Origin of the sequence: Hydrotalea flava, assembly GCF_001623405.1 — a bacterium.
GTDB classification, from domain to species: domain Bacteria; phylum Bacteroidota; class Bacteroidia; order Chitinophagales; family Chitinophagaceae; genus Hydrotalea; species Hydrotalea flava.
Genome location: NZ_LUHG01000090.1, coordinates 62,267 through 74,658, shown reverse-complemented (window position 1 = coordinate 74,658; position 12,392 = coordinate 62,267). Strand labels below are relative to the sequence as shown.

Annotated in this window: 10 protein-coding genes and 1 pseudogene; 7 read left to right on the top strand and 4 right to left on the bottom strand. The window is 37.9% G+C overall.

The features are described 5' to 3' along the window. The 3 genes and pseudogenes from A0F92_RS10765 to A0F92_RS10755 form a co-directional block, all read right to left on the bottom strand. A pseudogene (locus tag A0F92_RS10765) lies at positions 1 to 540 on the bottom strand (membrane dipeptidase); the annotation flags it as partial. 18 nt (positions 541 to 558) lie between these two features. Beyond that, on the bottom strand, positions 559 to 1,662 hold the full coding sequence (locus tag A0F92_RS10760; RefSeq protein ID WP_068245620.1) for a D-TA family PLP-dependent enzyme: 1,104 nt from the start codon (positions 1,660 to 1,662) through the stop codon (positions 559 to 561). A 28-nt stretch (positions 1,663 to 1,690) separates the two neighbouring features. Next, on the bottom strand, positions 1,691 to 2,152 hold the full coding sequence (locus A0F92_RS10755; RefSeq protein WP_068245616.1) for a RidA family protein: 462 nt from the start codon (positions 2,150 to 2,152) through the stop codon (positions 1,691 to 1,693). Positions 2,153 to 2,380: 228 nt separating this feature from the next. Here A0F92_RS10755 and A0F92_RS10750 point away from each other — a divergent pair, with 228 nt between their 5' ends. Further along, positions 2,381 to 3,316, top strand: coding sequence for a hydrogen peroxide-inducible genes activator (locus tag A0F92_RS10750; protein ID WP_068245613.1), 936 nt, complete (start codon positions 2,381 to 2,383; stop codon positions 3,314 to 3,316). Between the two features lie 138 nt (positions 3,317 to 3,454). After that, positions 3,455 to 4,174, top strand: a complete 720-nt coding sequence (locus A0F92_RS10745; RefSeq protein WP_167517032.1) for a class I SAM-dependent methyltransferase — start codon at positions 3,455 to 3,457, stop codon at positions 4,172 to 4,174. Positions 4,175 to 4,219: 45 nt separating this feature from the next. On the opposite strand, the gene A0F92_RS10740 is transcribed toward A0F92_RS10745, so the two are convergent. Beyond that, positions 4,220 to 6,190, bottom strand: coding sequence for a KUP/HAK/KT family potassium transporter (locus tag A0F92_RS10740; RefSeq protein WP_068245603.1), 1,971 nt, complete (start codon positions 6,188 to 6,190; stop codon positions 4,220 to 4,222). Positions 6,191 to 6,405: 215 nt separating this feature from the next. Between A0F92_RS10740 and A0F92_RS10730 the strand changes: the two genes are divergently transcribed. From A0F92_RS10730 to A0F92_RS10710, 5 genes are all read left to right on the top strand, one after another. Then, on the top strand, positions 6,406 to 7,941 hold the full coding sequence (locus A0F92_RS10730; protein WP_167517031.1) for a hypothetical protein: 1,536 nt from the start codon (positions 6,406 to 6,408) through the stop codon (positions 7,939 to 7,941). 15 nt (positions 7,942 to 7,956) lie between these two features. Beyond that, positions 7,957 to 8,940 carry a hypothetical protein gene (locus A0F92_RS10725; RefSeq protein WP_068245594.1) on the top strand — a complete coding sequence of 328 codons (984 nt, stop codon included), beginning with the start codon at positions 7,957 to 7,959 and terminating at the stop codon, positions 8,938 to 8,940. A 122-nt stretch (positions 8,941 to 9,062) separates the two neighbouring features. Next, entirely contained in the window at positions 9,063 to 9,722 is a 660-nt protein-coding gene (purQ, locus tag A0F92_RS10720; protein WP_068245589.1) for a phosphoribosylformylglycinamidine synthase subunit PurQ, read from the top strand. A gap of 72 nt (positions 9,723 to 9,794) precedes the next feature. Further along, positions 9,795 to 10,244 (top strand): protein-disulfide reductase DsbD domain-containing protein, encoded by a 450-nt coding sequence (locus tag A0F92_RS10715; RefSeq protein ID WP_068245587.1) that lies wholly within the window; start codon positions 9,795 to 9,797, stop codon positions 10,242 to 10,244. A gap of 143 nt (positions 10,245 to 10,387) precedes the next feature. Continuing rightward, positions 10,388 to 12,358: a protein-disulfide reductase DsbD family protein gene (locus A0F92_RS10710; RefSeq protein ID WP_068245585.1), complete on the top strand. Its 1,971-nt coding sequence runs from the start codon at positions 10,388 to 10,390 to the stop codon at positions 12,356 to 12,358. The last annotated feature ends 34 nt before the right edge of the window (positions 12,359 to 12,392 follow it).

Genomic DNA, 12,392 nt, shown 5'->3' with positions numbered 1-12,392 from the left:
CAAATGTCCGGCAGCATCTGTACCATTGGCATATCTGCCGGGGCCATAATGGGCAGGGCCAATAGCTAACAATCCCTGTTGCTGCAATAGGAGCGCATGTTCAGGCGTAATTAATGCGTCGGCACCTTCTAAACTGATGATAATGCCAATGGCTTTCTGTTGGGTGGGGATTGTATCAGTTACCCATACCGTTAGGTGTTTCTGAAGTTGTTGTTGATTACGAATAATGGTTAATTCACCGGCGGCTTCCATTGCTTGATACCAGGCTAACTGGCCTTGTATTTGTGCCCAGGCTTGTTCAGGCGATGCCCATCCGGGTAAAGGTTGGCCCGGTAATTGAACCCGTCCAATTAAAGTAGCCACTACCAAACCAATATTACCTGACCTTAATGCCGGTAATGAAACAGTACCTTTACCACGGTCGGGTTTATCGGTTAATCCTGTTTCCGTTGCTCGAATATGATGCACCGGCATACGCAGATCGCGATTCCATTCCATGGCATTCATACTTAAATCAAGATGGGCATCTATTAAAATCATGGCAATTGTTATAAAGTATTAAAGGGTAATGGCTCTGTCTCTTGCTATTACTTTCCACGAAGTGGTTACTGCATTATTTTCTACTACCTGCAAACTATTGTATAAAGCAACGGTAGGGCATATATGTATGGGTATGGCATACAGTACCTGTCCGGGTTTGTAGGCAGTTGGATCTGCCACTTTTAAAACCAAATGTTCTTCACTTTGTGCAAAAGGCCTGGCATCAGGGGCATTTAAAAAAACCACTCTTGGAAAAGGGTTTTCAGCAGCTACTGATTTATGACCCAAATCGGTGGTAATGGTCTGTGAATCAATGATGGAGATGACTCTTGTTATTAAAACGGCAGCCCATTGAAAAGGCTCTTCAGGCATCAGTTGTTGGTAACCGGCATCCCAAAATATAAAGGTACCCGGACTGCATACCACATTCTTCCTTTGTGCATGTGCCGCAAAAGTTGCAGACCCGCCTGCAACAATGGGTAATGGTATTTGATATTGTTCCTGCAATGCCCGCTGCATGGCTGCAACAGGTGCAAATGCTGCATCACTTTCCTGCTTTCTTTCTTCAAAACTTTGTTTTCTGATATGGCCATCATACACATGTAAACCCATTACCGTTAGGTTATTCACTTGCAATAATTGCAGCAATAATTCCGGAACTGTAGCAACGGGTGTACCGGTTCTGTTCATGCCATTGTTTACATCAATATATAATTGGGCAGAAATATTGGCTTTTGCATGTGCTGCAGCAATTTCCTTTGCGGTAACAATATTGTCGGTTAAGCAGGCAAAAATACATTGGGGGTATTGTTGTTGCAATGCCACCCATCTCTGTATTTTAGGGCCAATGGGTTGATATGCCAGCAAAATATCCGGTGCATTTAATTGTGCCAGCATTTCGGCTTCAGCAATGGTAGCACATTTAAATTGAGTGATGCCGGCCTCCATCATCGCTTTACATACTTCGGGTGTTTTATTGGTTTTTACATGCGGTCTGATTCGTTCAGTTTGGTGGTGCACCCTTGTTAATGCTGACTGAATATTCGCCAGCATTTTTTCTTTATACACCAATAAAGCCGGCGAATCAACCGTATCAATATTTTGAATACTATACCATTCCATTCTGAAATAATTTTATTGTGAAAGCAACTTATGCCAGTTTAAACATCGCTTCAATTTCAACAGGTATATTATCCGGAAGGGTTGCCATGCCTACTGCACTTCTTACGCCAATGCCTGCATCGTTACCCCATATTTCAGCAAACAATTCACTGCACCCGTTAATAATGAAAGGGTGTTGGTGAAAATTGGTGGTGGTATTCACCATTCCCAATACTTTAATCACTCTTTCAATTTTGTTGAGTGTTCCCAAATTGGCACGCAATGTTGCCAGAATGGCCAGCCCAACCTGTCGGGCAGCAGCTTTTCCTTCATCCGCCGAAATGGCTTCACCAATTCTTCCAGTCATAAATTTGCCTTTGCTAATCAAAGGGCCATGGCCTGATACATATACATAATTGTTGTCAATTAAGAAGGGCTTGTATACACCAATAGGATCGGGTGGCGGAGGTAAAACAAGGTTCAATCTTTGTAAATTTTCTTCCGGAGTCATTGTATTGTTTTTGCAATAAAGTTAAACAGATTGGGATGATTGTGGATTGAAAATATACAGCAATGAAAATCAGACTTGTAGTGTATTGTTCATTCGGTATTGGCAGCCGAAATACCGGTGTGAACGGGATTTTAATGGGCTATAAGTATTCGAATGTATAAAAGTCTGTCTTTTTTAATAGGATGAAACAATTAATTGTATATTTTCATCAACAAAATTGATTGAAAAATGACATTGGTTCAGTTAGAATATATTGTGGCTTTAGATACACACCGGCACTTTTCAACAGCAGCAGCAGCCTGTTTTGTAACACAACCTACACTCAGTATGCAGATACAGAAATTAGAGGAAGAACTGGGCGTAAAAATTTTTGACAGGAGTAAGCAACCGGTATTACCTACGGAATATGGTATGGATATTATTCAGCAGGCCCGCAAAATTCTTGCAGATCGGGATGTGTTGCTGGAAATGGTGGATGCCAAAAAAGGCATTATTCATGGGGAATTGAAAATTGGTATTATACCCACACTGGCGCCTTATTTATTGCCCTTATTCATTCATGCGTTTACCAGAAAATTTGCAGCGGTAAAATTGCAAGTGAGTGAATTTACCACCGACCAGATTATACAAAAACTAAAAGAAGGCAGTATTGATGTGGGTATTTTGGTTACACCGCTGCATGAAAAAGGGATTAAAGAAGAACCTTTGTTTTATGAAGAAATGCTGGCCTATGTTTCTAAAAATAATGAAGTTTTTAAAAAAACGTATGTGTTGCCGAAAGATATTGATCCCGGCAAACTTTGGCTTTTGGAAGAAGGCCATTGCTTCCGTTCTCAAATATTAAATTTGTGTGAACTGAGAAAACCCGCTGCAGAAGGTGGCCATTTTGAATATGAAGCGGGTAGCTTAGAAACCCTGCGCCGCATGGTTGATTTATACGATGGGGTAACCATTTTGCCTGAACTGGCTACTTTAGATATGAGCAGCAAACAACTAGCTTGTCTCCGTTATTTTAAAAGTCCTGCACCCGTTCGGGAAGTTAGTATGGTAACCCACCGGAATTATGTAAAACGCCGGCTGGTGGAAGTGTTGAAACAGCAAATAGAATTGGCCATTCCCGATAAAATAAAACAAAATAAAAAAACAAAAGTGGTGCCAATTTAAGTAAACTGCCACCAACTTAGCGTATTATTGCGCCGCTGATTAGAACAAACAACATGAAATTGCCATGATGCATGTTACGCACCACCCCACCAGTGATGATTGTTAAGGCTGATATATGTGGGTAAAATCAATAAAAAAATGAAACTATTTTTAATTCGGTATACCAAATTATTATTTATCTGGTTGCGGTTGCATAGGGTTTTTGGCTGGATGAGCGGTTTTTTTGCCAATATGCATTATCTCACCCTGTTTTCAAAATGGGCGTATCAAAACAAAACAATAGCTTATAACGATTTCCCTTGCAAGTGGGACTATCAGCGCAGAAAAAAAATGTATGAATGGGTAATTGAACAGGAAAGGCTTGAACAGGAAGCCATCAATTATCTGGAATTTGGTGTGGCCTGGGGCGAATCCTTCAACTGGTGGTTGCAGAAAAATAAGCATCCACAAAGTACATTTTATGGTTTTGATACATTTGATGGGTTACCTGAAGACTGGGGCCCATTTAAAAAAGGAGCTTTTAGCAGTAACCAGGCATTGCCAGATATTGGTGGGGATACAAGAGGCCTGTTTCTAAAAGGATTATTTCAACAAACCATACCTGGGTTTGTGCAGCAGTTAGATAATACCCGAAGAAATGTGTTGATGATGGATGCTGATTTGTTTTCGGCCACCTTATATGCGCTCACTTCGCTGGCGCCTTATTTAAAAAAAGGAGATATTATTTTTTTTGATGAATTTGTAGTACCTACCCATGAATTTAAAGCCTATCAGGATTTTATTCAATCTTATTACTGTAACCTGCAATTAATCGCTGCTGCCAATAATTATTATTTTGTGGCATTTAAAGTGCAATAAAACAAGAATAAGCATCCATTTAGTTTAGTAAAAAACTGCTTAATTTTATTGTACTCGTTTTAAATTCAGGCTGGAATATGGTGCAACGATCAGCGGAAATTTTTCAACTGTAACAAAGCCGGGATCTAAACCAAATCCACGTTCTTCGCTCAGGGAAATTTCTTTCAGCCAAAAATATAGTTTCATAATAATGCGTTCCATAAAGGGTAATTCATTATCTGAACTCAGGTATTTTTCCAATACAATAAACTGAAAATCACCAGCAATATTATTCTTCTCTAAACTGGCATATCGGCTGGTAATATTTACTTCTTTATTGGCAACCAGATCCTGTACCACTTTTTTAAACATTACGTGTATACGTTGCTCTACCCTGAAGCCGAGGCGAAACTCAACCCTGATAATATCATCCGCCATAATGTGATCTACACTGTATTCAGAAGTATACGGATCATCCAAAACATCCACATGTATTAACCAGTAAGTATCGGCCCTTTTTGGTTTTTTGTTGAGGATGGAATAGATAATTTTATGTTCTATTTCTTTGGGATTATTGGCGCTGGTCATATATACCAGATGTGATGCATATTTTGGAATAGAGTCATCCTGGCTTAATTCTTTCAATAGCGGTATATAATGTTGCAGTCGTACAAATTCAACATAGCGGTTTTTAATTTTACGGCTTCTAAACCAAATATACATTACTGAGAATAAGCCACCACCTACCAGTAAAGTAACATAACCACCATGCGGGAATTTTTCTAAGTTGGCAATTAGAAAAGAAACTTCAATGGTAAGGTACACTGCCAAGTATAAATATATCCAAAGCGGGAAAACCCTGTGGCTTACCAAATAATTGGCAAATAAAATGGAAGTACTGATCATACACATGGTAATAGCCAACCCATAGGCCGCCTCCATATTAGATGATTTTTGAAAAATAAGCACAATGCCCGTACAACCAATAAATAAAAGCAGGTTAACGCCGGGAATATACAATTGCCCTTTTTCTTCTGAGGGATAATTGATTTTCATTTTAGGCCATAAGTTCAAACGCAGTGCCTCACTAATTAAGGTAAAAGAGCCTGAAATTAAAGCCTGGCTGGCAATAATAGCGGCAACTGTGGCAATGATAATTCCAACCAACTTAAACCATTGCGGCATTACACCATAAAATGGATTGAATCCGCCATCAATCATTTCAGATGTAATAATGCCATGGTTGTGTTGTGCCAATAACCAGGCACCCTGACCCAAATAATTTACGATGAGGCAGGATTTTACAAAAATCCAGGAAATATGAATGTTCTGTTTGCCGCAATGTCCAAGATCACTGTACAATGCTTCAGCCCCTGTGGTACAGAGAAAAATAGCACCCAGTATCCAAAAACCTTTGGGATATTGCGTTAGCAGCTCAATGGCATAATGTGGGCTAAAAGCTCTGAAAATGGCAATATCATCTAACAAATGTGAGGCGCCTAGAATGGCAAGCATACTAAACCAAATAAACATAATAGGGCCAAAAAAGCGGCCTATAAAATTGGTGCCGAATTGTTGTACAAAAAACAAAAGCGTTAATATGCCAATAACAATGTATACAATAATGGGATCGCCTTCTACAATGTTTAAACCCGGTAATTGTCGTAAACCCTCAATGGCAGAGGTAATAGAGATAGGAGGAGTAATAATACCATCGGCCAATAAAGCGGCACCACCAAGCATGGCAGGGTAAACCAGCCATTTTTTTCTTCTGCGTACCAATGCATATAGGCTGAAAATGCCACCCTCGCCCTTGTTATCGGCCTGTAAGGTTAAAATAACATATTTAATGGTGGTTTGAAGCGTGAGTGTCCAGATAATGCAGGATAAACTTCCAATAATTAAAAGATCATTGACAGGCCGGTCTCTGATAACAGAATTCAACACATAAAGCGGTGAGGTTCCAATATCTCCGTAAATAATCCCCAAAGCAATTAACAAACTGGCCGGTGTAACTTTACTAATGGTTTTGTTCACAGTAAACAATTGCGTAAAAAAATATTAACAAATGTATAGTAAAAAAATATAGACGGCAGGCATCTGTAGCAGAAAACGCAAAATCTTTTTTAATGATTTCTTTGCAAGGTTCACTTAATTTTGTTTGCAATGTTCGTATAAATTTGAAGGGAATATTTGTAATACCCTGCAATAGTTATTTTGAATGAAGTGATTGATACCAAAAAAAATTATATATGTATACGAAAAAAATGGCTTTCTTGTGTCTGTTGCTTGTATTTTCCCTGTATGTGATGGCACAGGATATTACTTATTCTGCACCCGACAGAGAAGATGTACGAAATATGAACTATGAAATTTTGGGAAAACTGAAGGGTAATTTTCTCATATACAAAAATTATAGAAATATTCACACCATTAGCGTATATGGAGATGATATGAAGCTGGTTACCAAAAATAAAATTGAAGGGCTGCCGGATAAATTATTCAATGCCGATTTTATTGCTTATCCTGATTACTGTTACATGTTTTACCAATATCAAAAGAAAAACATTGTGTATTGCATGGCACAAAAAATAGATGCGATGGGTAAACAAATTGGCAACCCCCTGGAATTAGACACTACCGTATTGGCATTCAATGCCAGTAATAAAATTTATTCATCTGCCTATAGTGAGAATAAACAACGCATTACTTTTTTTAAAATTAACACCAAAAGTGATAAACAGTATGTAGTTACCACACTGTTGTTCAATGCTGATTTAAGTTTACTCCACAGAAGTACAGTAAATATTGCCATGCCCGAAAAAAATGATTATCTCACTGCATTTGAAGTAGATAATCAGGGCAATCTGGCTTTTTTGCGTGCCTGGGGAACCTCGCAAAATGATAATATTATTGGAATGGATTTTTACTTTAAACCCGCTATGGAGAATACAGTAGTGGCTACTCCATTAAATGTGAAAGGTTTGTTTTTGGATGATTTGCATGTGAAATTTGATAATGAAAACCAACATTGCTTGGTTACCGGTTTTTTTGCCAAACAAAGAAGAGGAAGCGTAGAAGGATTGTACAATTATATTTGGGATGAAACCCAGCAGGCGCAATTACATGCCGGCATTCTAACATTTCCGGATGAGTTACGAAATGATGCCAGGGGCGAAAACAATATGCGCAATGCTTTCAATAACTATTACATTCATAATATTATTATGCGAAAAGATGGAGGATATCTGCTTACGGCAGAATCAGCTTACTCTACTTCAAGAGGTAACCCCTATAATAGATGGGATTATATGTATGGCTCACCTTTCTTTAATCCTTATGATTATTATTATGGTTACGGCTATGGAATGGGTATGATGGGTGCTTATTTTTATCCCTGGTCTTTTGGTGGCCCAATGAACAGTGTGAACCGGTTTTACGCCGATAATATCATGATTCTTTCTTTCAACCCTGGTGATTCTTTAGAATGGAGTAATGTAATTCACAAATCACAATACGATGATAACTCTGATGCTTTTATAGGATATGGATTATTAAACTCCGGCGATCAATTACACTTTTTATTTAATACTGTTGAAAGGCGCCAATCGCTGTTAACCGACCAAAGTATTACACCCGATGGGCAAATTATAAGAAACCCATTATTCAAAAATTTAGACAGAGGTTACCAGTTTATGCCAAGGCAGGGTAAACAAACCGGGTTGAGGCAAATGATAATTCCTTGTCAATACCGCGGTTATATTACTTTTGCCAAAGTTGTTTTGTAATATAAAAATGGCAGCGTGGTAAATTTATTCAGGAACAAATCATATAGTGGCATCATTTTTTTGGCGCTGCTGTTTTTAGTAGTGCATTCACATTTTTTTGTGCAGGCTCCCATCATTACCACACCCACCCATAGCGGTTTTTTTGAGGTATTCATTCAGCAATACATACAACCTTTACCGGGGTATTTGCTGTTCCTGGTTTATGCTGCATTAGTATTAATGCAGGCCATTCGCTTCAACTTTGCTTTGAACAATGCACACATGTTTCAGCAGCCGGGTTATACCAGCGGCATGGCCTATATACTGCTTTCGGGTTTTTTACCCGGTTGGAGCCAAATTAATGCGGCATTACTGGCCAATACGCTGATTGTTTGGATATTCATTAAATTAATACGTTTATACAATAACCCTGCCCCTAAAACCCTATTGTTTAATATCGGGCTTATTTCGGGTTGCACCATCTTATCTTATCATCCCACCATTACTTTATTATTGGTGATATTTTTTGCGTTGGCAGTTGTAAGGCCTTTCCGGGCAGCTGAATGGTTGGTTTTGTTAATTGGAGCCATATTTCCCTATTATGTGGTGGCTGCTTTTCTGTTTATTACCAATCAAACCAATAATATCTATGGCATTTTACCCCATTTTCAATTAGCCTGGCCATTGGCATTCCCTGCACACTGGTTAAGTATTACCATTGGTTATGTGTTGCTGTTATTCATTCTTTCTTTTTATTTTTGGCAACTGCATGTAAACAGAATGGTGATTCAAATCAGAAAAAACTGGCTGATTGTGTTGGTATTGCTATTGGTTAGCCTTTTTGGACCATTTATTTTTGCCTATGCTGGTCGAACGGCAGCTTTTGTATGGATAATACCTTTATCTGCATTTTTTGCCAATTATTTTTTATATTCCAAAAAAACATTGTTGCCAAATATTTTTTTTTGGCTGACTTTACTGTTGATTTTTCACAATAATTGGTTATTAGCTAAAATTTAGCGGCATCTTAGCGCAGGCAATTGTAAATTTGCACTGACTGAAAAGTAATGGATAGAGTGCTTAATAATTTTTTGCATTGAACCTAAATAAGCTTTTCTATTGAAATTCATTAAAACCATTGTATGAAATTTGGCGTTGTTGTTTTTCCCGGGTCTAATTGCGATAGAGACATGCAAGATGCATTGCAACAAGATTTGAATAAGGAAGTGGTGATGCTCTGGCACAAAGATAAAGACCTGAGTATGTTTACTACCGATGATTGTATTGTTTTACCCGGAGGTTTTTCATATGGTGATTACCTGCGTTGCGGTGCCATTGCCCGTTTTAGTCCGATGATGGAAAGTGTGATACAATTTGCCAATAAAGGAGGAAAAGTATTGGGCGTATGTAATGGGTTCCAAATTTTATGCGAAAGTGGCCTTTTGCCAGGGGTATTATTACAAAATATTCATCAGCAATATATTTGCAAAAATGTTACTATTACCAATGGTGCAGAAGTTTTTACCATTCCGATTGCACATGGCGATGGAAGGTATTATGCATCAGAAGAAGTGATAGAAAATCTTCAAAAAAACAATCAAATTCTGTTTCGTTATTGCGATGCAGAAGGAAATATTGTGGCCAATGCCAATCCGAATGGTGCGCTGTATAATATTGCCGGCATCCGAAATGCCAATGGAAACGTATATGGTATGATGCCACATCCGGAACGGGCCAGTTCACCATTATTGGGGAATACCGATGGCAAAAAAATATTTGCATTATTAGGGTTGGCTTCTTAAAATTGAAGGCAACGGTTTACAGAACTTTTACATCTTGTAAATTGTAATAAATGAATCAAAAATAAAATCAACATGAAAAAATTATTGGGTATTTTAATATTGGGAATGTTTTTTTCTGCATCACAGGCACAAATTAAAGATCCGGTGAGATGGAAATATGAAGCAGTAAAAAAAGGTGCAGATACTTATGAAATTGTAATTACTGCTACTGTTGAAAAACCTTGGCACATCTATTCGCAAAATACGGGAGCAGGCGGGCCGGTGCCTACCAGTTTTACATTTAAAAAAAATCCTTTGGTTACTGTTGAAGGTAAAACCATAGAAGTAGGCAAATTGCAAAAAGTATATGATAATAATTTTAAAACCGAAGTGCTGTATTATTCCGGCCAGGTAGTTTTTAAACAAATGATGAAATTGAGAGGCAATGTTAAAACCAATATTTCCGGCACTGTTGAATATATGGTTTGTGATGATCAGCAATGTTTGCCTCCTACCAAAAAAGCATTTGATATTAAATTGTAATTTTAAAAAGCATTTACTTTTTAGAAAATATCCATTTATACATTAAAGTGTTGAATAAGGGCATCATTTGCCAAATTAATGTACTCGAATTGTAAGGATTATTATAAATTTTAGTCTATAGGCTACACCTAAATCAACCATTCATGAAGTTTTTGTTTACATTCTTACTGTTGCTGTTTAGTTTTTCCATACTACTTCAAGCACAGCCACAACATCCGGTAAAATTTTCTTTCCGGGCAGAAAGGTTAACAGATACTTCGGGTGTTTTAAAAATACAATTAAAAAGTTCAGATAGTACGGCTTTTTTTGCTGCTGAACAGTGGGCTGCCGATAATCCATTTACGGCGCAATTACATGTTGCCGACAGTAACACAATGGTTGATTTACATAGGGTAAAAGTAATAGGCAGGAGCATTACTGAAAAAGATAATGGCGGAAATACATTGACCCTTTATCCCGATAGTGTAACTTTTGAATATCCGCTACATTTAACCAAAGACAGCACAACTATTAAAGGAACGTTTGTATGGCTGGGCAAAAAGGGAGAGAATTACCCCAGCAATGAAGAAAAGTTTTTGGTACAGATGCCATCTGTTTTAAGTGCAGCAAGTAGTAGCGGCAATACAGCAGTAGCTGATCAATCTTTATGGTCTGTTTTTTTGCTTACGTTTGGTGCCGGATTATTGGCCATCATTACACCCTGCGTTTTTCCATTAATTCCTGTTACCGTTAGTTTCTTCTTAAAAAGAAGTAAAACCAGAACGGAAGGAATTCGCAATGCAGTGTGGTATTCCATTTCAATTATTGCCATTTATACCATACCCACTTTGTTGCTTACTTTAATTTTTGGTGATACAGTATTATACACCATTTCTACTTCAGCAATTACCAATATTTTATTTTTTACCATATTTATTGTTTTTGCCATTTCTTTTTTCGGTGCTTTTGAACTGAATTTGCCCAGTAGTTGGGCCAATAAAGCCGACCAAAAAGCAGGAAAAGGCGGGTTATCCGGTATTTTCTTCATGGCATTAACACTTGTTATTGTTTCTTTCTCTTGCACTGGACCCATTGTTGGAACATTATTGGGACAAACCAGTGCAAAAGGTGTTAGCATTGCACCCGTAATTGGAATGCTGGGTTTTGGGGTAGGCCTAGCATTACCTTTCTCATTATTTGCTTTTTTCCCTTCCATGCTCTCTGCCTTACCCAAAAGTGGCGGTTGGTTAAATTCGGTAAAAGTTATTTTTGGCTTTATAGAATTGGCTTTGGCTTTGAAGTTTCTATCGAATGTTGATTTAATTTATCACTGGCATTTATTAAATCGTGATGTGTTTCTGGTATTATGGATTGTGGTATTTAGCTTAATGGGCATGTATTTGCTGGGAAAGTTAAAATTTTCACACGATAGTGATTTGCCTTACTTAACGGTACCCCGTTTGTTTTTTGCCATTATTACTTTTTCATTTGCCTTATATCTGATACCGGGTTTGTGGGGTGCACCGCTGCAACCACTTAGTGGATTTATACCTCCCGCAACCACTCAGGATTTTAATTTAGAAAATTTAAATTATAAAATTGACGACTTGAAGAATGGGCATTTTTCTTCTGCCACAAATAATGGTGCACAACCACTTCCTCCAAAAAAATATACCGATAGGTTAGAAGTGCCATTTGGGTTAACCGCTTATTTTGATTTGGAAGAAGGCATGGCTGCAGCTAAAATTGTAAAGAAACCGATAATGCTTGATTTTACTGGCCATTCCTGCCCCAATTGCCGTAAAATGGAAGAACAGGTATGGAGAAATCCGGATGTGTTAAGCAGAATTAAAAACAATTTTGTGCTGGTGAGTTTGTATGTGGATGAGAGTACCGAACTCCCTGCTGCTGAACAAATAACGTTGCCTAATGGCGATAAATTAACAACAGTTGGAGAAAAGAATTTGAATTATGAAGTGACCAAGTTTGGATTGAATGCACAGCCGCTTTACATGTTTCTCGATTTAAACGGCCAGCCCTTGAGTGAGGTGAAGTATGGATATAATCCGGATGTAAGCAAATTCATCCAACATTTAGACGCAGTAAAACAAAAGTTCGATGCGGAACAAAAATAGAAGCTGCTTTCGTTTTATGATCTAATCACTTCGT